This is a genomic window from Microseira wollei NIES-4236, from assembly GCF_020521235.1.
Classification (GTDB): domain Bacteria; phylum Cyanobacteriota; class Cyanobacteriia; order Cyanobacteriales; family Aerosakkonemataceae; genus Microseira; species Microseira wollei.
The window spans coordinates 21,609-39,160 of record NZ_BLAY01000095.1; the positions used below are offsets into that span (position 1 = coordinate 21,609).

The 17,552-nt window shown below is 44.7% G+C and carries 28 protein-coding genes and 3 pseudogenes; 18 read left to right on the forward strand and 13 right to left on the reverse strand.

Features of this window, described 5'->3' with window-relative positions; genetic code table 11:
• Positions 1–13: 13 nt before the first annotated feature.
• Positions 14–226: a hypothetical protein gene (locus tag MiSe_RS27830; protein ID WP_226586620.1), complete on the reverse strand. Its 213-nt coding sequence runs from the start codon at positions 224–226 to the stop codon at positions 14–16.
• A 300-nt stretch (positions 227–526) separates the two neighbouring features.
• Between MiSe_RS27830 and MiSe_RS27835 the strand changes: the two genes are divergently transcribed.
• Positions 527–2,155 (forward strand): cyclic peptide export ABC transporter, encoded by a 1,629-nt coding sequence (locus MiSe_RS27835; protein ID WP_226586621.1) that lies wholly within the window; start codon positions 527–529, stop codon positions 2,153–2,155.
• A 204-nt stretch (positions 2,156–2,359) separates the two neighbouring features.
• A complete protein-coding gene (locus tag MiSe_RS27840; RefSeq protein WP_226586622.1) occupies positions 2,360–2,524 on the forward strand; it encodes a hypothetical protein in 165 nt (54 codons plus the stop codon).
• 106 nt (positions 2,525–2,630) lie between these two features.
• Here MiSe_RS27840 and MiSe_RS27845 read toward each other — a convergent pair whose 3' ends face one another.
• Positions 2,631–2,858 (reverse strand): hypothetical protein, encoded by a 228-nt coding sequence (locus MiSe_RS27845; protein WP_226586624.1) that lies wholly within the window; start codon positions 2,856–2,858, stop codon positions 2,631–2,633.
• A gap of 244 nt (positions 2,859–3,102) precedes the next feature.
• On the opposite strand from MiSe_RS27845, the gene MiSe_RS27850 reads away from it, so the two are divergent.
• Complete coding sequence (locus MiSe_RS27850; RefSeq protein ID WP_226586626.1) at positions 3,103–3,300, forward strand: plasmid partition protein ParG; 198 nt, start codon at positions 3,103–3,105, stop codon at positions 3,298–3,300.
• Positions 3,301–3,403: 103 nt separating this feature from the next.
• On the opposite strand, the gene MiSe_RS27855 is transcribed toward MiSe_RS27850, so the two are convergent.
• On the reverse strand, positions 3,404–3,631 hold the full coding sequence (locus MiSe_RS27855; RefSeq protein ID WP_226586669.1) for a hypothetical protein: 228 nt from the start codon (positions 3,629–3,631) through the stop codon (positions 3,404–3,406).
• A 282-nt stretch (positions 3,632–3,913) separates the two neighbouring features.
• Between MiSe_RS27855 and MiSe_RS27860 the strand changes: the two genes are divergently transcribed.
• From MiSe_RS27860 to MiSe_RS27870, 3 genes are all read left to right on the forward strand, one after another.
• Complete coding sequence (locus MiSe_RS27860) at positions 3,914–4,081, forward strand: plasmid partition protein ParG (RefSeq protein ID WP_264196712.1); 168 nt, start codon at positions 3,914–3,916, stop codon at positions 4,079–4,081.
• Positions 4,082–4,147: 66 nt separating this feature from the next.
• Entirely contained in the window at positions 4,148–4,360 is a 213-nt protein-coding gene (locus tag MiSe_RS27865) for a hypothetical protein (RefSeq protein WP_226586628.1), read from the forward strand.
• Between the two features lie 14 nt (positions 4,361–4,374).
• Positions 4,375–4,563 carry a hypothetical protein gene (locus MiSe_RS27870; RefSeq protein ID WP_226586630.1) on the forward strand — a complete coding sequence of 63 codons (189 nt, stop codon included), beginning with the start codon at positions 4,375–4,377 and terminating at the stop codon, positions 4,561–4,563.
• Position 4,564: 1 nt separating this feature from the next.
• Here the strand turns inward: MiSe_RS27870 and MiSe_RS54030 are convergent, their stop codons facing one another.
• The 6 genes from MiSe_RS54030 to MiSe_RS27900 all read right to left on the reverse strand — a co-directional run bounded on the left by MiSe_RS54030 (position 4,565) and on the right by MiSe_RS27900 (position 7,813).
• Positions 4,565–4,810, reverse strand: a complete 246-nt coding sequence (locus MiSe_RS54030; protein WP_264196711.1) for a hypothetical protein — start codon at positions 4,808–4,810, stop codon at positions 4,565–4,567.
• A 222-nt stretch (positions 4,811–5,032) separates the two neighbouring features.
• Positions 5,033–5,227 (reverse strand): hypothetical protein, encoded by a 195-nt coding sequence (locus MiSe_RS27880; RefSeq protein ID WP_226586634.1) that lies wholly within the window; start codon positions 5,225–5,227, stop codon positions 5,033–5,035.
• Positions 5,228–5,696: 469 nt separating this feature from the next.
• Positions 5,697–6,065 carry a type II toxin-antitoxin system PemK/MazF family toxin gene (locus tag MiSe_RS27885; RefSeq protein ID WP_226586635.1) on the reverse strand — a complete coding sequence of 123 codons (369 nt, stop codon included), beginning with the start codon at positions 6,063–6,065 and terminating at the stop codon, positions 5,697–5,699.
• Positions 6,065–6,313 (reverse strand): hypothetical protein, encoded by a 249-nt coding sequence (locus MiSe_RS27890; RefSeq protein ID WP_444980561.1) that lies wholly within the window; start codon positions 6,311–6,313, stop codon positions 6,065–6,067. Before MiSe_RS27890 ends, MiSe_RS27885 begins: the two co-directional genes overlap by 1 nt.
• A 105-nt stretch (positions 6,314–6,418) precedes the next feature.
• Positions 6,419–6,850, reverse strand: coding sequence for a hypothetical protein (locus tag MiSe_RS27895; protein WP_226586639.1), 432 nt, complete (start codon positions 6,848–6,850; stop codon positions 6,419–6,421).
• 120 nt (positions 6,851–6,970) lie between these two features.
• A complete protein-coding gene (locus MiSe_RS27900) occupies positions 6,971–7,813 on the reverse strand; it encodes a Uma2 family endonuclease (protein ID WP_226586641.1) in 843 nt (280 codons plus the stop codon).
• A gap of 145 nt (positions 7,814–7,958) precedes the next feature.
• On the opposite strand from MiSe_RS27900, the pseudogene MiSe_RS54035 reads away from it, so the two are divergent.
• A pseudogene (locus MiSe_RS54035) lies at positions 7,959–8,175 on the forward strand (type II toxin-antitoxin system HicA family toxin).
• Entirely contained in the window at positions 8,172–8,408 is a 237-nt protein-coding gene (locus tag MiSe_RS27910; protein ID WP_226586643.1) for a type II toxin-antitoxin system HicB family antitoxin, read from the forward strand. The pseudogene MiSe_RS54035 and the gene MiSe_RS27910 overlap by 4 nt, the downstream one beginning before the upstream one ends.
• 113 nt (positions 8,409–8,521) lie before the next feature.
• On the opposite strand, the gene MiSe_RS27915 is transcribed toward MiSe_RS27910, so the two are convergent.
• On the reverse strand, positions 8,522–8,743 hold the full coding sequence (locus tag MiSe_RS27915; protein WP_226586646.1) for a hypothetical protein: 222 nt from the start codon (positions 8,741–8,743) through the stop codon (positions 8,522–8,524).
• Positions 8,744–9,017: 274 nt separating this feature from the next.
• On the opposite strand from MiSe_RS27915, the gene MiSe_RS27920 reads away from it, so the two are divergent.
• Positions 9,018–12,278, forward strand: a complete 3,261-nt coding sequence (locus tag MiSe_RS27920; protein WP_226586647.1) for a HEAT repeat domain-containing protein — start codon at positions 9,018–9,020, stop codon at positions 12,276–12,278.
• On the opposite strand, the gene MiSe_RS27925 is transcribed toward MiSe_RS27920, so the two are convergent.
• The gene (locus MiSe_RS27925) at positions 12,246–12,521 is read right to left on the reverse strand and encodes a hypothetical protein (RefSeq protein ID WP_226586649.1); all 276 of its coding nucleotides are present in this window, start codon (positions 12,519–12,521) and stop codon (positions 12,246–12,248) included. The genes MiSe_RS27920 and MiSe_RS27925 overlap by 33 nt on opposite strands.
• A gap of 219 nt (positions 12,522–12,740) precedes the next feature.
• On the opposite strand from MiSe_RS27925, the gene MiSe_RS27930 reads away from it, so the two are divergent.
• Positions 12,741–12,956: a hypothetical protein gene (locus MiSe_RS27930; RefSeq protein WP_226586651.1), complete on the forward strand. Its 216-nt coding sequence runs from the start codon at positions 12,741–12,743 to the stop codon at positions 12,954–12,956.
• Positions 12,957–13,217: 261 nt separating this feature from the next.
• Here MiSe_RS27930 and MiSe_RS27935 read toward each other — a convergent pair whose 3' ends face one another.
• Together MiSe_RS27935 and MiSe_RS27940 are read right to left on the reverse strand one after the other, a co-directional pair.
• Positions 13,218–13,529 (reverse strand): DUF4926 domain-containing protein, encoded by a 312-nt coding sequence (locus tag MiSe_RS27935; protein WP_226586653.1) that lies wholly within the window; start codon positions 13,527–13,529, stop codon positions 13,218–13,220.
• A 14-nt stretch (positions 13,530–13,543) separates the two neighbouring features.
• Positions 13,544–13,873 (reverse strand): DUF6883 domain-containing protein, encoded by a 330-nt coding sequence (locus MiSe_RS27940; RefSeq protein WP_226586655.1) that lies wholly within the window; start codon positions 13,871–13,873, stop codon positions 13,544–13,546.
• A gap of 637 nt (positions 13,874–14,510) precedes the next feature.
• Between MiSe_RS27940 and MiSe_RS52965 the strand changes: the two genes are divergently transcribed.
• The 8 genes and pseudogenes from MiSe_RS52965 to MiSe_RS27975 all read left to right on the forward strand — a co-directional run.
• Positions 14,511–14,705 (forward strand): hypothetical protein, encoded by a 195-nt coding sequence (locus MiSe_RS52965; RefSeq protein ID WP_373872887.1) that lies wholly within the window; start codon positions 14,511–14,513, stop codon positions 14,703–14,705.
• A gap of 145 nt (positions 14,706–14,850) precedes the next feature.
• Positions 14,851–15,108: a hypothetical protein gene (locus MiSe_RS27945; RefSeq protein WP_226586657.1), complete on the forward strand. Its 258-nt coding sequence runs from the start codon at positions 14,851–14,853 to the stop codon at positions 15,106–15,108.
• 231 nt (positions 15,109–15,339) lie between these two features.
• Complete coding sequence (locus MiSe_RS27950) at positions 15,340–15,915, forward strand: hypothetical protein (protein WP_226586660.1); 576 nt, start codon at positions 15,340–15,342, stop codon at positions 15,913–15,915.
• A gap of 48 nt (positions 15,916–15,963) precedes the next feature.
• Positions 15,964–16,131, forward strand: a pseudogene (locus MiSe_RS27955) (zinc ribbon domain-containing protein); the annotation flags it as partial.
• Positions 16,132–16,146: 15 nt separating this feature from the next.
• Entirely contained in the window at positions 16,147–16,344 is a 198-nt protein-coding gene (locus MiSe_RS27960; RefSeq protein WP_226586662.1) for a hypothetical protein, read from the forward strand.
• 51 nt (positions 16,345–16,395) lie between these two features.
• Positions 16,396–16,635, forward strand: a complete 240-nt coding sequence (locus tag MiSe_RS27965) for a hypothetical protein (RefSeq protein WP_226586665.1) — start codon at positions 16,396–16,398, stop codon at positions 16,633–16,635.
• Between the two features lie 67 nt (positions 16,636–16,702).
• The gene (locus tag MiSe_RS27970; RefSeq protein WP_226586666.1) at positions 16,703–17,110 is read left to right on the forward strand and encodes a cation efflux transmembrane domain-containing protein; all 408 of its coding nucleotides are present in this window, start codon (positions 16,703–16,705) and stop codon (positions 17,108–17,110) included.
• 93 nt (positions 17,111–17,203) lie between these two features.
• A pseudogene (locus tag MiSe_RS27975) lies at positions 17,204–17,552 on the forward strand (RNA-guided endonuclease TnpB family protein); the annotation flags it as partial.

A 17,552-nucleotide genomic window follows, 5' to 3' on the forward strand; every position in this document is an offset into this window, starting at 1 on the left:
TTGAGTATTCTGTCTACATTTTCTCAGAATTCAGCAGTAATTCGCACTGTTGAAACAGGTAATTGATTGCTGCAAAAAGTTTGTCTAAGTCCTGAATTGTGTAAAACGTTTGATTGCGAGTGAAAACATTAGCTTTAAGTTGGCAAAATTGCCAAACTCCTCGATAAGAAGCAATTCCAAATACCTCTTGTTCTGGTTTCTCATTCAGCTTTTGTGCCGCAAGCATCTGGGCCATACACTGCGCCGATCCTGCTGCAAAATTATCCTGTTTTGCTTCTATGGGTTCTCAGTTACGATATCACGGGACACGACGACATCAAATTATTGCTCAGTATGACAACTTAAAAGATGCCGTGTCCCTACTCCAGGACACGGCAACATCAAATTATCCCTAAGTCTGACAACAAAGATGCCGTGTCCCTACATACTCTCCCTTCCTTGTGACAGGTAACGCCAGTGAACCCCAGGCGCTAAACTCCAGACAGTGCATGTGGTTAAATCACAGCAGAAATACTCAACTCCTGTCATGAATCTGATTTATTTTCTACTGCGTTCTTCCTGGAGGATGGTGGCGATCGCAATTGCTACCGGATTTTTAAGCGGTGGTAGCAGCGCCGGTTTGATCGCCCTCATCGGTCATGCTATCAGCAGTAACAATGCTACCTCACCGACGCTGCTGGCTTGGGGCTTTGTGGGATTGGCTTTTGTGGCGCTGCTTACGAGTATTATTTCTCAGGTGGTGCTGATTCGCCTGTCTCAGGATGCTGTGTTTAAAATGCAGATGCGCCTCTCGCGTCAGATTCTTTCCTCCCAGTTGAGTCATTTGGAACAGCTGGGGACTCCCCGACTGCTAGCTACGCTGACTGAGGACGTGCAAGCAATCTCTAACGCTGTTTTCAGCATTCCTTTTCTTTGTATCAACGCTGCCATCGTGGTGGGGTGCTTGATTTATGTCACTTTGCTGTCACCGCAAGTATTTTTGATGGTGATGGTTTTGTTTGCGATCGCTATTGCCAGCACTAACATCCTATTAAAACGCGGCGGCAAGCAGCTTTCCCTCGCCCGCGAAGACCAAGATGTACTCTTTAAACACTTCCGCAGCATCGCCGATGGCATCAAGGAACTCAAGCTCAACTATTCCCGCCGTCAAGATTTCCTGACAGAAGATTTGCAAACCACCGCCGCCGACTTTCGGCGTCACAGCGTCCGCGGTTTAACCTTTTTTGCCATCACTTCGAGTTGGGGTAAATTAATCTTTTTCTTTGCCATCGGCGTCGTATTATTCTTACTTCCCAATCTGATGGCAATTAACCCCGAAACCTTTGCTGGTTACATCATCACGTTCACTTACTTGATTGCGCCGTTGGAAAGTATTGTGAGCAAACTCCCCATCATTAGTAAAGCCAACATTGCCTTGCAGAAGATTGAAATGCTGGGTTTATCGTTAGCCAATCGCTCCGAAGCGGCGACGGTTCCACCTGTGTTAGATCGTTCCTGGCATTATTTAGAACTTAAGGGAGTGACCCATACTTATACTAGCGATCGCGAAGATGTTAACTTTACCCTCGGCCCCCTAGATCTAAGGCTATTTCCCGGAGAAATCGCCTTCATCATCGGTGGTAATGGCAGCGGTAAATCGACTTTGGCTAAGTTAATTACCGGACTTTACATCCCCGAAATAGGCGAAATTATCTTTGATGGGCAACCGATTACCGAAGCAAATCGCGAGTGGTATCGCCAGCATTTTTCAGTTATTTTCTCGGACTTCTATCTATTTGAGCGCCTGTTAGGATTTGATGACACAAATCTGGATACGCAAGTCCAAGATTATTTAAACCAACTCCAGCTGGAACGCAAGGTCAAAGTCGAAGGGAGAAAACTTTCTACCACCGCGCTTTCCCAAGGACAGCGGAAACGACTGGCGCTGCTAACTGCGTATTTAGAAGACCGACCGATTTATCTATTTGATGAATGGGCAGCGGATCAAGACCCAATTTTTAAGGAAATCTTCTACACTGAGTTCTTACCAAAACTGAGAGAAAGAGGTAAAATGGTATTGGCAATCAGCCACGACGACAAATATTTTGATATGGCAGACCGCTTGATCAAACTCGATTATGGTCAGGTGGTGTATGACCAGAAAAAAGGTGCTTAGTTTTCCTCACATCTTGCACCGAACGATTAAAATCGCGGCTACACAAACAAAACCTGCCTACGCAGGTTCTAAAACTCTTGATTCTCCGTAAGTCCTTGCCTTGCGAACTTGGTTTGTATAGCCGCGAAGTTTCCGGAAATGCTGTTTCATCTTGTGAAGACAAAAAGTAGAGAAAACAACTTATAACAAAACAAGGTGAAACCTATGGCAACTTCAACAGGAATGCAGAAACAGCAGGAACGCAAACAATCCCAGTCTAAGCGCCAATCAAGACACAATCCAGACATCGGGATTCCGAAAGTACCCCCGCGCCAACAGAAGGCGAAAGCAACTCGCGAGTTACTCAGCGACTGGCGCGATGCACCCTAAGAAATGCAATACGAACCTAGAAACCGGGTTTCTGTGTAGATCGGTTGTCTTTCCCGACAATGTTTCATAGAAACCCGGTTTCTTTGCGTGTCCTGAATTTTTGACTTTAACCTTGAGCGATCGCATTATCGAACGATGCTGGTTCGGGAGGATTGAAAACTATTTCAAATTGCGCGCTGGGTACAAATCGCCGCAATACCCTGATATGGTCTTCCGCATCTTGCCGATTGCAGAATCGTGCTATGGTGCGCTGTCTGGCGTCTGGGAGCGCGATCGCTATTGTCCAAACATGATAATCGATGTAGCTATCTGAGTAGATGGTTTGAGAATTCATAATGCAAATTGGTGGCGTAAATTGGTTAAAAACCTGTAAAAGCGGCTTTTAGTTGTTGTTTCAAGCCGTTTTTAGCCATGAGAATCTTTCCACCCAAGTCTGTCTGTTTCTACATCTCTGTAGATGGCTTGGGCGTTTTTGCTCGACATCAGTCATCATAACCCACATGGTACATGTAGTGCAAGTGGCTATTCTAAACTTGGTTGTCCAGGTGGCACGATTAGTGGGAGTTCAGGTATTGGAAATGTCCACTGATAAAGCCAACGATGTGTTTATCCGCGTCTTTTTAAGTTCGGAGATGCGAACCCGATTTAAAGTCGCTTGCGCTCAATCTGGAGTAGCGATGAGCGAACAAGCTAGAGAACTGATAGAAGAATGGACTATCAGCCAAGAAAATCAAAAACAATCTCCTCCTTCCAGCAAAAAGCAGGGAAATGAATGAAAGTCTCTGAAATTGTTAGGATTTGCTACTTGATTTGGGAGTGAGCGATCGCTACTGATATATCCTTAGTCAAGAAACCCGGTTTCTTTGCGAGTCCTAGAATCTAACCTTGAGCGATCGCATTATCGAACGATGCTGGTTCGGGTGGATTGAAAACTATTTCAAATTGCGCGCTGGGTACAAATCGCCGCAATACTCTGAGATGGTCTTCGGCGTCTTGCCGATTGCAGAATCGCGCTATTGTGCGCTGTCGGGCGTCTGGGAGCGCGATCGCTATTGTCCAAACATGGTAATCGATGTAGCTATCTGAGTAGATGGTTTGAGAATTCATAGTGCAAATTGGTGGCGTAAATTGGTTAAAAACCTGTAAAAGCGGCTTTTAGTTGTTATTTCAAGCCGTTTTTAGCCATGAAAATCCTTCCACCCAAGTCTGTCTGTTTCTACATCTCTGTAGATGGCTTGGGCGTTTTTGGTCTATGAATGCTAATATAGCATATATAGGTAATTTAGCATATATTACCTATATGACTAATTTCGTCTGGTTTAGCCAAGTGCGATGATTAGGCTAAGCAGCGTTGTTAGTTAGGTCATTGTGTCCACCGAAGACAAAACCGTGAAACTTGTGGTCTTTTTGTCAGATTCAGAACGAACTAGATTTAAAGTCGCCTGTGCTAAGACCAAGACCAGCATGAGCCAGCAGGCTCACCAACTGATTCTTGATTGGCTCAAAAACCAGGAAGAAGCTGAAAACCCCTCAAGCAAGGAAAAACGGAATAAATGAACTTGGCTGAAATTGACCCAAATACCCGGTCATCCCCACCAGTGGTAGCGCGTCGCAGATGAGAAAATGAATTCAGGAGATCTAGACCCAGCAGCTACTTTGGTAACTAAGCGAGACGACCCAAACTACTCCCAAGTCAGCGGTTACATCCCGAAAGAAATCGCTCTGCGGTTCAAAGTTGTTTGTACCGAACAAGAAATAACCCAGAGTGAAGCACTGGAAGAAGCAGTTTTATCTTGGATAGAGAAAAGAACAAAGAGTACAAAGCAAGATCGGTAAATGAGGTCAAGACATTGGGTAGGCGGAATAACCCAGAATATTCGCAGGTGACAGCTTTGGTTCCGAAGGCACTAGCTCAAAAGCTGCGGATTTTTTGCGTCGAAAATGAGATCCAGATTACAGAGGCTGTGGAAATGGCGATTCAGGAATTTTTAGACAGACGCCAAACCTCCTCACCCAGCACGAAAAAGGGAGATGATTAGGCTAAGCAGCGTTATTAGTTAGATTATTGTGTCCACCACCGAAGACAAAACCGTAAAGCTTGTTGGTCTTTCTGTCAGATTCAGAACGAACTAGATTTAAGGTTGCTTGCACCGTCACGGAAGTTAGCCAGACAGATGCGTTAGAGGAAGCGGTGAAACTGTGGTTGGAAAAAAACGAACCTTCTTCACTTGCTAAAGTCAAGTGGGATGAATGAATTGGTTGCTGGCGCGATCGCTGATGATGCACCGGATCAAGAGCGATCGCACCTCAAAAATCTATAACTCGTCTGGATTAACCCCCATTGCTCTTATAAAGATGTGTTTGCCAAAGGTGAAATTCGTCGGGCAAACCAGATTCTTCCGGATATTCGCTGGGTAGATTGTACATAGTAGGTAGTGCTTCAGTGGAGAAAGGCTGGGAATTAGGCGATCGCTACTGCGGTTAATCCTTTTGGAGTTTATCCAACACCTAGAAGCAGAGTTTTAGGGCAGGGATCGCCCAAGTTGCTTCTGGATTGATCAACCTGGCAAATGCGATCGCACCCCACTCAATACTTGTGCGGATGACTTGATTTCTCACTTTGGCTGACTTTGAGCGCACCCAGGCTAAACCATAAACTTCTGGGTGGTAAAGAGCAATTGTCAGCATGATTTGGGAATTCACGGTCATTTCCTTTGTTGAATGCTTACACTTACTCTTTTCAGACGCTTGGCTCTCGTGTCGGTACGTTTTGGGAAAATTCCGGAAGGTTGTTACAAAACTTATTCAAAGAGTAGGTGGATGCTTTGATGGCTGCTATCAACGATGAGCGTGTGTTGGTGAGTCCTGTTTATCCTGAATTACTCAATCGGGAAGCTGATATTGACGCTTAGGCAGTCAACAGACTCGTCGCTGAGATGTAAAACCTCGTCAACGAGTCAGCCCTGAAATAAATTTCGAGCTGAAAGCTTAAGTCAGTTTCAACTGACTGGTAAGAATTTTCAACCCGTTTTAACGGGTTTTAGCTTTTAGCTTGAAATTTATTTCAAGGCATTTATTTATCGCTGGTGTGTAATGCGATCGCGATCGCGCTACAGTCGTTGCTGCACCAAGCGCGATCGCTGTTGAGGAATTAGAGAGCGATCGCTATAAATTAATTCTCCAGCTCTGCATTTTCATCATCAGATTCATCAAGCTGTAATGTATATTCCAGTGCTTCCTTTAGTCTCAATAAATAACTGGCAGAAAGAGTTCCTAGTTTTTGCATTAATCGCTGCCGATCGATAACAACAATTTGATAACAAAGGGCTACAGATTCTTGGTTTAAACCTCCTTCACCAGCAGGAATGACAACTGTACCTGGTATCCTGGCACGTCGCCGATTACTTGTCAGAGGAACAACAACTACAGTGGTGGTTAAACGATCTAGCGTATCTCTCTGAACAATAATAACAGGTCGAATACCTGCTTGTTCTGAACCTCTACTCGGATTCAAATCGGCTAAATAAATATCTCCCCTCATCAAGCTATATCCTCTTGCTGAAGTTGAGGGAGATAATCAGTTAAAGTTGCTTCTGCAAAAGCTAAATCTTCATCAGCAAACTCAGCTTTAATTGCCGCAGCCTCTTTCTCAGAAATAGCATCCCACTGTTTAAATAGTTGTTTTTTATGCAAAGAAAGCGCAAATTCCAATACTTGCTCTTGCGAAGATAAAGGCAATTGCGAGAGTATTTCTAGCAGTTCCGGAACAATCTCTGTTGTTGTTGTCATCAAGGTAACCTCTGGCAACCACTGATAATCATTTTAGCACCCGAATGGTTAGATTGAGCCTAGACCTTGGCATATCGCTGGTACGCGATATGAATGCGATCGCTCTCACACCCTATATCCCCGATTTCTTCCCCACTCTAACCAAGCTTGAGCCATTTGTTTGACTTTACCACGCTGTGAAGGTTGAATTGGATTAACGCCTGTAATTAGATTTAACGCCGATAACCAATATAAAGGATTTTGCTTCAGTTCAGATAACAACAATGGTATAACTTTATCCCCCATACTGACAATTTCCTGATAAGCAGGATGCTGGAACATAGACGATGAAGACATTCCTTCAACTTCACTTTCCCATTGGGAAGCGAGTGTATAAAATTTGTCAGCGATTTCTGAGTCTACAGCAGCATTTTGTCGCTGAATCAACTCATCAATTCCCATTAAAACTAACTCTTCGAGGGATACGTTGATGCGAGTAGCGACTTCTTGCAGTTTTAATAGACGTTCTTCTGAAACTGTAATTGTTATAGTATTCATTCCGCTCTTTAGTTTGAATGATGTTTTTACTGTAGCAAATCTAAGTTAATATATGAATGCGATCGCACTACAGTCTGTGCTGTATCATTGGCGATCGCTGCGCGATCGCACGTCCAAAATTTATAATTCATCTGGATTAATCCCCATATTTCTTAATCGCTGCGCCAATCGTTCAGCTTTAGCGATCGCAGATTCTTTTGACTGTCTTTCTTGGATCGCAGATTCCTCTGGAGTCGGAATCCAATTGCCATCAGCATCATACCAACGCAGCCAGAACCTCTGACGGTCTTTATAAGAACCAGACCACAATCCGATACCTAATTCTAATTCGGGTATCCAGAAGCGCGGTTCGGTTAATATTTGTTCTCGGTAGCGACGATTAACTAAACGAAATACTCTCAGTTCATTGTTATATCGACTGAAGACAAAGTAATAGGGAACTTGCAAAATTCGCTCATAAACTTGCCACTTAGTAGGTGGTTTATTAGGTTCTTGAGTGGTGAGTCCTAAATCTTCATCTTCGGTTCCAGGTGAGAGCAATTCTACGACTACCAGCGGGCTAACTTTTTCTTGCCAAATCACATAAGAAAGACGTAAGTCTCGCTCTTGGTAAAGTTTAGGTATATCTACAACCGCAAACCAATCCGGTCTTTTGTACCAGTTGAGATGGTTAGCGTCGTAGTAGAGATAGAGGTCAATTGCGGTAAAAACTCGGTTGGGTGGGTAAGTCGGCGGACAGCAGGTATCGGATAACAGATATGCTTGCCACACGTGAAATTCATCAGGCAAAGCAGGTTCTCCCGGATATTCGCTGGGTAGATCGTACATCGTCGGCAGCGCTTCACCTGCTTGCCAAGAGTGAAATTCGTCAGGTAACCCAGGATCTCCCGGATAATCGCTGGGTAGATCGTACATGGTTGGCAGCGATTCTGTGGAGGAGGGCTGCGATTCTGGTACGTACATAGGAGTGGGATGGTGTTTCTGGTGGGCGATATTCTAATTTTGCCTGTGTTTTGATGAAAATTGTTAGGATTGAGTATCGAGTTAGATGGCAAGATTGAACATCCAGGGATGCCCCTAAACAAATCAAAATGGGATGTGAGGATGGATGCCTAAGAAGATTAGAGAGTTAAAAAAGTTGCTTTTGAAAGCAGGATTTACGTATCGACAAGGCAAAGGCAGTCATCAGGTGTGGAATCATTCACAGTTAATTCAACCGATTGCGATCGCATAGGAAAGATGGAGAAGATGCACCCATGTATCTGGAAAAGCAAGTGAATGCTGTACTGAAGCAACTAGAAGAAATGGAGGATTTGGAAGAATGAAGTCGCTGTACAGTATGGTAATTCAATGGTCTGAAGAAGATAATTGTTTTGTAGTATTTCTGCCGGAGTTTGCAGGTTTAGTCATGCAGCCTTGCACGGATGGTAACACCTATGAAGAAGCTGCAAAACACGGTCAAGAAGCAATTTCGTCTTTAATTGAATGGTTCCAAGCTGAAGGAAAACCACTTCCTGCACCCAAGACAATGCCTCAGCAACCGTTATCTGTTGCTTAGAGATTGCCACGATCGCAATTGTGTGGATTGTGTGGGTGCGTTCGCGCAGCGTGCCGGAGGCATATCGCTCCCAATCCAATATTCAGATGGGATGAGAGCGATCGCTATTGCGGTTATTCCTGTTGCAGTTGTTCCAACACCCAGAAGCAGAGTTTTAGGGATGCGATCGCTAAATTTGCTTCTGGGTTAATCCACCTGGCAAATGCAATGACACCCCACTCAATAATTGTGCGGATGACTTTATTTCTGGCTTTGGCTGACTTTGAACGCACCCAGGCTAAACCATAAATTTCTGGGTGGTGAAGGGCAATTGTCAGCATGATTTGGGGATTCATGATTACTTCGTTGAACGCTTACAATTCAACGAATACTCGGCAAGTTTGATAGGGTGTGAGAGCGCTGTAGTACGAGTACTCACAAGTACTGTTCGCACTGCTGACTAATAAGCTAACAGCCGTTCGATAGGGGCATCCCACAAGTAGAGACGTTACATGTAACGTCTCTACTTGTGGGATGGGCATCTTGCCCGTCCATGAATTGCAAATTGTAGGCGCGACAGCTTACCAAAAGCTTTGTTAGAGTACGGATATCTGAATCAATGGCGTTGGTATGAATCGAGACGGAAGGCGCGGCGGCTTTTTGGCGAGTGAAGAGGGAGTCAAAAAACTCAAAGAAGCTAAGCGTATTAAAAAATACAGCTATCAAAAGATTGCCGATGAGGCTCATGTCACAGAAGATCAGGTCAAAAGGCTATTTAATCCTCACTGGGGAAATGGTCAATACAAGATTGGCGAGGAGGCACTGGAAGCGATCGCTAGAGTTCTAGACTTAGATCCAACCGATATTGTCGATCCCGACGAGTGGAATCCCCCAGTAGAACAAAATCAGCACGATGCCGTCTGTCGCTTTTTGGCAGAAATTGAAAATAGCTTCAAATACATCCGGCTACTTCACATCCGGGAACAACGCATTGTTTTGCAAGACCAATATATTCCGATTCAGGTGACGTTGGAACGGAAATATAAGCATGAAGTTGAAACTATTTATAGTTATGCCGAATCGGAAGCAGAACTCAAGCGCGTCTACGCGCTGAAACATCAGGAAGATTCGCAGCCAACGCAGGTAGATTGGGCAGAAGCAAAGAAACAGCATCAGCGAATTATGGTGCTAGCCGATCCGGGAATGGGGAAATCTACTTTATTAAAAATGGAGGCGGGTTTAACTGCCCAATCGGAACGAAAGAGTTTAGAATCGAATGGGAAAAAAGTCGAAGATGCGATCTTGCCGCTGTTTTTGAGACTGTCTAATTTAGTTGATGAAAAACAAGCCGATATCTTCTCAGCAGAAATCATTGATGCGATTCCCCTGATTCTTGGTAAGGAATATTGCAAGACTTTACAGGATGATCTGGAAACGGCAGCAGTTATTGGGCATGTTTTAAAGGAGAAATTGAGAACCGGGAAGTGCTTGCTGCTGTTGGATGCGCTGGATGAAGTACCCCAAAAACATCGCCAGTACTTGTCAGAGAAACTGAACCGCTTTGTTGGCAATTATCCCTGTTCTATTATCTGCACGTCTCGGATTGTTGGCTATGGGGGGGTATTTTTGGATGGGGCGAAAGAGGTGGAAATTGTTCCTTTCAGTCAGAAGCAGACGGAGGAGTATATTGAATTTTGGTTTAAGAATGCGGCGGGATATCTGAATGATGATGCTGTTTCTGCCCCTGCTTTGATGCGAGAGTTGCGGAATAAACCCCAAATTCGGGGATTAGCGCAGAATCCTTTGCTGTTGTCGTTGATTTGCAGTTTGTATCAAGAAAAAGGTTTGACATTACCAGCGCGACGCTGCCAGGTGTATGAAAAAGCCGTGAGCTATATGCTGGGGAAATGGAGTCAAAATCGCCAGCCACAAAATGAAGGGAGGATAATCGCCAAAACCCGATTATTGGCAGAACTTGCCTATCATTTTACCTGCGAAGGTCAAGAGATTTTTTCGAGAGATGAACTCTACGACCAGATTGAGGAATATTTGCAAGGCGAGAGAGTGCCAACGGGTTTCAAAGATGCGGATACGGGCGAATTAATTGCGGAACTATCGGAACAGGATGGCATTTTGCAAAAGTTGCATGAGGATGGCGACTATTACCTGTTTCTGCACCGGACGTTTCAGGAGTATTTGACGGCTTGTTATTTGAACCGTGCCAAGGATGGGATTGACCGGGCGAAGGCGCATTTCTGGGAGTATGAATGGCATGAAACCTTGAGCTTGATGGCGGGGTTGATGAAAAATCCAGTTCCTTTGCTGGAGGCGATTAGGAAGGAAAAGGATGATATCTTCTCGACGCAGTTGTTATTAGCGGGTCGCTGCATCGCTGAATGTAAGGATATTTCTCATTCGTTGATTGTGGATAGCATCGACAGAATTTATCAGTTTTGGTGTCGCTACTCGGATGCTGAGTTTATTGAATCGGTTGTGGTGGCGTTGGGTCAAACAAATATAAAAATGGTTGAGAAGTTACAACAAGCCCTCAACGATGAGGATTGGTACGTGAGAGAGAAGGCGGCAGAGGCATTAGGTAACATAGGCAATCCCCAAGCGGTTCCTGCCTTGATTGCTGCCCTCAAGGATAAGGATTCGTTCTCACGGACGAATGCAGCAGAGGCATTAGGTAATATAGGCAATCCCCAAGCGGTGGATGCCTTGATCGCTGCCCTCAACTATGAGGATTGGTTTGTAAGAATAAAGGCGGGAGAGGCATTAGGTAAAATAGGCAATCCCCAAGCGGTGGATGTCTTGATGTCTGCCCTCAACCATGAGGATATGTCGGTAAGCATGAATGCGGCAGAGGCATTAGGTAAAATAGACAATCTCCAAGCGGTGGATGCCTTGATGCTTGCCCTCAACGATGAGGATCAGGATGTGAGAAGGAAGGCGGCAGAGGTATTAGGTAAGATAGGCAATTCCCAAGCGGTGGATGCCTTGATGGTTGCCCTCAACGATGAGGATCAGGACGTGAGAACGAATGCGGCAGAGGCATTAGGTAAGATAGGCCATCCCCAAGCGGTGGATGCATTGATCGCTGATCTCAAGGATCAGCATAAGTGGGTAAGATGGAAAGCGCCAGAGGCATTAGGTAAAATAGGCAATCCCCAAGCGGTTCCTGCCTTGATTGCTGCCCTCAACCATGAGGATGGGTACATGAGATGGAAAGCGGCAGAGGCATTAGGTAAAATAGGCAATCCCCAAGCGGTTCCTGCCTTGATTGCTGCCCTCAACCATGAGGATGTGTTTGTGAGAAGGTATGCGGCAGAGGCATTAGGTAAAATAGGCAATCCCCAAGCGGTTCCTGCCTTGATTGCTGCCCTCAAGCATGAGTATTGGTACGTGAAAGAGTATGTGGCAGAGGCATTAGGTAAAATAGGCAATCCCCAAGCGGTGGATGCCTTAATAGCTGCCCTCAAGCATGAGGATGAGTCCGTGAGAAGGAATGCCGTAGAGGCATTAGGTAAAATAGGCAATCCTCAAGCGGTTCCTGTCTTGATTGCTGCCCTCAAGGATGAGGATTCGTCCGTGAGAACGAATGCAGCAGAGGCATTAGGTAATATAGGCAATCCCCAAGCGGTGGATGCCTTGATCGCTGCCCTCAACGATGAGTATGAGTTAGTGAGATGGAAAGCGGCAAAGGCATTAGGTAAGATTGACTCTTCAGAAACTTTAGCGAAGCTGATCCAAAATCCTGAAATTGACATCTATGACTCCGACATCTTTGTCTTAGCCAGGAAGTTGGCGGTGCGATTCAGCAAGGAAGGAGTACCCTTCATCCCTGTTTATCCTGAATTACTCAATCGGGAAGCTGATACTGACGCTTAGGCAGTCGGCAGACTCATCTTTGAATTTTGGATTTTGGATTTTGGATTTTGGAAGACTTGCCACTTGGTAGTTTAAGAAATTCAAATGTGTCAAGTTTAAACCCAAATGGTGTAAAACCTCGTCAACGAGTGTTTGAAACTCGCGGGTGAAGCCGATCATCTCGTCAACGAGTGTTTGAAACTCGCGGGTGAAACTCATCATCTCGTCAGCGAGTCTTTGCAACTCACGGGTGAGGTTCGCCATCTCGTCAACGAGTCAAAATAACTCGACAGCGAGTATCAAACTCTCGCCGATGAGTCTCAAAGTTTCAGCGTCGAGTCACAGAATTTCGTCAACGAGTCTTGAGAACAAGGGCAGCGAGTGTAAAAATCTCGCCGATGAGTTTCAAAGCTTCAGCGTCGAGTCACAGAATTTCGTCAACGAGTCTTGAGAACAAGGGCAGCGAGTGTAAAAATCTCGCGGATGAGTTTCAAAGCTTCTTCAATTAGCGTCATTACCCGCCAGGGAATTAATTCCCTGGCTAATAGCGAAAGTCCATTAAAATGGACTAAAAATATTATTCAGTCGGATTTATCCGACTTTAGCTTCTCGCTGTGTGGTTTTAACCACTGGCGGGTTGTTGTCACTGGTGCAAGATGTTCGTTGAAATTGAGAGACTGCATCATTTTCAATTCCTAAACTAGATCCCCGACTTCTGGTGAGAATTCGGGGATCTGCGTGTTATATCATGTCCGGTCGATTACCCATAATTAGAAGCCGGGACACGGCAAGATCAACGTTATCTGTTTATCCGAGATATCTTTGATGCCGTGTCCCTACGCAACGACGGGGTAAGGTTTTTTTATGATGGGCAATTCAACGGACATCATATAACTTAAAAGCGATCGCTTGTATGTAATGAGCGTGCGATCGCCTAGCGTGCCGGAGGCATATCGCTAACTATTTTTGACATAGAGAAAGGGCAAAGTTCAAAACTTGTTTCTGCTCTTCTTCAGACAAACGATCGACCACCGTAGCTAACTGCTCAGATACCAACAGCCAACGCTTTGTTTGCGCCTGCCAAACAACCACAAATTGGTTTGAAGACAGAGTACACAGCGCGATTGTTTCTCCGTCGCGATCGCTAAACTCTATCTCATAATTCCCATCAGAATAACAATCTACAATTGCCCCTCTCGCACCTAAGCTCAAGTTAAATTCAGGTAAATCCACGAGCAATTCAATAACATCAAATAATTGTGGTTCAATCATGTTCGCCTCCGAACCTATAGTGTCACCAGTCTTGCTCCATCGCTACCAGGTTCTACGATCCACCCTGTACGCACAATCTCCTGTTGTCCTTGTATTCCTATAATTTCCAAATCTACGGTATAACGTTGCCCATGCTCATCATTTCGCCCTAAAATCGCCTCAGCATCAAGGGCTTGATTGGAAATCTGATTCAGTAGTAATTCATAGTTATCCTGAGTAAATCCTAAGCGACGCTGAAAGATTACAGCTTTATCGCCACCTTGTGGATTCTCCAAATTCAGGGCATACTCTGTTAACTTCTGAGGGTCGATAACAAGGCGGCTGACAATTTCTCCCAGCTTCATGCTGATTTACCTAGCATTAATTTTATCCTATAAATAAACCTCTCAGGGATGGTTTAAAACTGCCAAACATCGTTTTGGCCTACATCGTTTTGGTCAGGGAACGCTATTAGGTGTCTATCGCTGGTTAGTACTTTCGCGGCTCGCTTATCTTTTGGCCCATTGGGCTTATTTATCCACCAATTCTACTAATTTACCTGATGGGGGACAAGCTGCTCAAACGGTACTCGAGTTTGTTTTACCGCAAATTATTATGTATATTTTTTTACTTAACTTAGAACAGATGATTGCTTTGGCACGGAGTTACGGTTTTGACATCCACTTTTCCAGGTGCAAGATGTGAGTTATTTAACGCACCCTACTACAGGGTCTAAAGTCTAGCGCGGTCACCCCGGTCTCTTGACACGGGGTGACCGCGTTTTATTCTATAAAAAAAACTAATTATAGATATAAATAAATATTAGACGAGCAATTAATATTTAATTGTTATAGCTGAAAAAGTTGGAATTTTTGCATGTTGAATGAAGCAACCTGATGTGTAAGATTAAACATGGTTGAGGTCAGTTCAGGGTTTGAGAGACGAGACGATCGCTCTGACAGGTGTTGTTGATGGTGTTTTGTTGCAGCTTTGACCTGAAGGATGAGGTTGAACTATACTGAGGAAGGAGTTTTTTATTCATGCAACGGAGCCTCCGCCTTCGGAACTCGAACTTCCGCCTTCGGAACTCGAACTTCCGCCTTCGGAACTCGAACTTCCGCCTTCGGAACTCGAACTTCCGCCTTCGGAACTCGAACTTCCGCCTTCGGAACTCGAACTTCCGCCTTCAACGCTTGAACGATTGCCTTCAGAACTGCGATCGCCCCATTCACCGAAAACGCGCAGGTCTGCCTCCCGGCTTCAGACATGGGGAGGATGTGCTAGAGAGATTTTAATCGCAGTCAATATTGTATGTTATGATATTACAAAATCGGCAATTTATATGGGGATCAAAAAAGCTTCAGGCAAGACAAAAACCCTTGAGTTCGTAACCGAAATAACGCTCGTGGTATCGGCTAAAGACGAAAGGGTTTTATCGTCTAGGTTTGAAGCTGGTAGGCAACTTTACAACGCCTGCCTCGGTGAGGCAATGCGACGTTTAAGTTTGGTCAAACAATCAAAACTGTATCAATCAGCCAGAAAAATTAAATCAAACAAAAAGGAGAGGCAGAAAAGTTTCGCCAATGCCAACGCCGCCTAGGGATACGACGAATACAGCCTACACGCTTTCGCTACTGTCATCAGACGCTCATGGATAGGCTTTCATATAGATTCAAATACAGCACAGAAGTTAGCGACCCGGGCGTTCAATGCATCCCAGAGAGTTGCATTTGGTGTTGCCAAAAAAGTTAGATTCAAAGGTAAAAACCAGCTAGATTCCTGAGAAGGAAAAGTTAACACAACCGGGATTAGATGGCATCTTGAACATTTAGTGTGGGGTAAGCTTAAACTTCAACCCTACCTGCAAGGCAACGATCCGATAATCCTTCATGGGTTAAGCAGTCGAATCAAATATGTAAGACTGGTACGCCGATGTTTAAACAACAAGACTCGTTATTATGCTCAGTTGGTTTGTGAAGGTAAACCGTTTATCAAACCGAAAAACCAGATTGGTTCTGGTGTAGTTGGTTTAGATGTAGGGCCGTCAACAATAGCAGTTGTTGCAGAGGATGCCGCTAGATTAAAGTTGTTTGCTCCAGAATTAAATCCTGTTGAAAAACAGATATGTCGGTTGCAGCAAAAGATGGAAAGGTCGCCAAGAGCGAATAATCCAGAAAACTACAATCCTGACTTCGTTGATGCCAAAGGTAAAAGGAAAAAAGGAACTGTTAAAAAAGGTTGTAAGAAATGGAACGAATCTAAAATTTATCATTCGACCAGGAGCGCTAAAGCCAACCTGGAAAGAAAGCTAGCGGCGCATCGTAAGTCATTACACGGGAGATTGGTACATGAGATTCTGAAACTGGGAGATACCATCAAGCTAGAAAAACTTGACTACAAAGCTTGACAAAAACTATTTGGAAATTCTGTCGGGAAACGCTTCCATAGAGAATTTGTATCTCGCTTAAAGTGCAAGGCCCAAAGTGCTGGCGTAACAGTAGTTGAATTCTCCACGTTTAAGACCAAACTATCTCAAACTTGCCATGATTGCGGACAAACAAAAAAGAAAAGTCTCTCAACTAGAATCCACAAATGTGAGTGTGGTGTTCTATGTCAGAGAGACTTGTATTCAGCATTTTTGGCAAGATTTGTAGAAAATGACCTGCTTCAAGCAGACCGGGCAAATATTGCCAGGTCGGGTGCCCAACCGCTCCTGCTGGCGGCAAGGAGACAGGCGACCGAAAAAACTAACCTGCAATTAGATGGGCAAGTCCCGTCTTCCAAAGGAATGTTTCCTCCAGTCAGAGCGGGTCGCCACAAAAGTTTTAATTCCTGATACTGAGATTCACCGATGCTGTACCTAGCAATAGAGAGAACCAGAAAGAGGTTGAAAGCGAAGCGTGAACCCCCTCGCATGGACGGCATGGGGTGGCTTCAGGGGTTTAGAAAAGGAGACTATGTAGTAGAAGCCACTCAAGGAGCTAAAACGGTTTGTGGCTGGGTAAGTGGCGATACCGAAAAGCAAGTTTCTGTATCTGACCAAGACTGGAAACGATTAGGTCAGTTCAGCAAAAACTCTCGTCCGATTGATACGACGCTCAAGTCAACTAATTGTGACTACAGTTAAAACCGCCGCGTCGTGTTCCGACCTGGTCTAAAGACACACGGTTTCCGAAACGAAAGGAGACTTTTAGATGACTCAACTTCCTACGTTTATCCCGACCAATGATGTCGCTCAACTCACCACACCCGAGGTGAAACAGCACCACCATCACCACCATCACCACCATCATGATGGTCATACCCACACCCACGGGGCGATCGATCCCGAAATCGCTAGCTCTGCACGGGGAATCTGGGCTGTCAAATGGTCACTGGTAGGCTTGTTAATCACTGCGGTCTTGCAGGCGGTGGTGTTTTGGCTCTCTGGCAGTGTCGCTCTCCTAGCAGATCTGATTCACAACTTAGGGGATGCGATGACGGCTGTGCCTTTGGGCGTGGCGTTTCTAGTATCGCGACGAAAACCCACACCTAAAAATAACGGGAGATTGGTAGCCCCGTCAATTTATTGCGGGGCGGAAAATCGACACGAGCGGTTTTAACCGCAGTCAATATTAAGCTTAACTAATGTTGATTCTTGACATTGGTGAAGAGCGTATACAATTTAAGAATAAATTAATTGGAGGTGATAGTAGTTGGCTAGAAGTAAGACATCAACATTCGTAACAGAACTGCCATTAATTGTAGATAGCTTGCAAGAGAAGCAATTACTATCTCGGTTTCAAGCAGCACGGCAACTATACAATGCCTGCCTCAACGAAGCGATGGCAAGAATGAATCTGGTACGTAATTGTTCAACTTACCAATTAGCCAAGCAAATAGATCGCCAGTCCAAAAAAGCGAGAAGCGACGCCTTTAACGCCGCAAGACGAGAATACAGATATTCCGATTACGACATTCAAGCCTATGCCACAATAATTAGCAATCGTTCCAAATGGATAGCTCAACTAATTGACTCCAATACCCAACAAACTATAGCCACCA

Bases quoted from the DNA above. Each gene is read 5' to 3' on its own strand.
- MiSe_RS27830 (WP_226586620.1), bottom strand. From the start codon at position 226: ATGCTTGCGGCACAAAAGCTGAATGAGAAACCAGAACAAGAGGTATTT.
- MiSe_RS27835 (WP_226586621.1), top strand. From the start codon at position 527: ATGAATCTGATTTATTTTCTACTGCGTTCTTCCTGGAGGATGGTGGCG.
- MiSe_RS27840 (WP_226586622.1), top strand. From the start codon at position 2,360: ATGGCAACTTCAACAGGAATGCAGAAACAGCAGGAACGCAAACAATCC.
- MiSe_RS27845 (WP_226586624.1), bottom strand. From the start codon at position 2,858: ATGAATTCTCAAACCATCTACTCAGATAGCTACATCGATTATCATGTT.
- MiSe_RS27850 (WP_226586626.1), top strand. From the start codon at position 3,103: ATGTCCACTGATAAAGCCAACGATGTGTTTATCCGCGTCTTTTTAAGT.
- MiSe_RS27855 (WP_226586669.1), bottom strand. From the start codon at position 3,631: ATGAATTCTCAAACCATCTACTCAGATAGCTACATCGATTACCATGTT.
- MiSe_RS27865 (WP_226586628.1), top strand. From the start codon at position 4,148: ATGAATTCAGGAGATCTAGACCCAGCAGCTACTTTGGTAACTAAGCGA.
- MiSe_RS27885 (WP_226586635.1), bottom strand. From the start codon at position 6,065: ATGAGGGGAGATATTTATTTAGCCGATTTGAATCCGAGTAGAGGTTCA.
- MiSe_RS27890 (WP_444980561.1), bottom strand. From the start codon at position 6,313: ATGACAACAACAACAGAGATTGTTCCGGAACTGCTAGAAATACTCTCG.
- MiSe_RS27895 (WP_226586639.1), bottom strand. From the start codon at position 6,850: ATGAATACTATAACAATTACAGTTTCAGAAGAACGTCTATTAAAACTG.
- MiSe_RS27900 (WP_226586641.1), bottom strand. From the start codon at position 7,813: ATGTACGTACCAGAATCGCAGCCCTCCTCCACAGAATCGCTGCCAACC.
- MiSe_RS27910 (WP_226586643.1), top strand. From the start codon at position 8,172: ATGAAGTCGCTGTACAGTATGGTAATTCAATGGTCTGAAGAAGATAAT.
- MiSe_RS27915 (WP_226586646.1), bottom strand. From the start codon at position 8,743: ATGAATCCCCAAATCATGCTGACAATTGCCCTTCACCACCCAGAAATT.
- MiSe_RS27920 (WP_226586647.1), top strand. From the start codon at position 9,018: ATGAATCGAGACGGAAGGCGCGGCGGCTTTTTGGCGAGTGAAGAGGGA.
- MiSe_RS27925 (WP_226586649.1), bottom strand. From the start codon at position 12,521: ATGGCGAACCTCACCCGTGAGTTGCAAAGACTCGCTGACGAGATGATG.
- MiSe_RS27930 (WP_226586651.1), top strand. From the start codon at position 12,741: ATGAGTTTCAAAGCTTCTTCAATTAGCGTCATTACCCGCCAGGGAATT.
- MiSe_RS27935 (WP_226586653.1), bottom strand. From the start codon at position 13,529: ATGATTGAACCACAATTATTTGATGTTATTGAATTGCTCGTGGATTTA.
- MiSe_RS27940 (WP_226586655.1), bottom strand. From the start codon at position 13,873: ATGAAGCTGGGAGAAATTGTCAGCCGCCTTGTTATCGACCCTCAGAAG.
- MiSe_RS52965 (WP_373872887.1), top strand. From the start codon at position 14,511: ATGAGGTTGAACTATACTGAGGAAGGAGTTTTTTATTCATGCAACGGA.
- MiSe_RS27945 (WP_226586657.1), top strand. From the start codon at position 14,851: ATGGGGATCAAAAAAGCTTCAGGCAAGACAAAAACCCTTGAGTTCGTA.
- MiSe_RS27970 (WP_226586666.1), top strand. From the start codon at position 16,703: ATGACTCAACTTCCTACGTTTATCCCGACCAATGATGTCGCTCAACTC.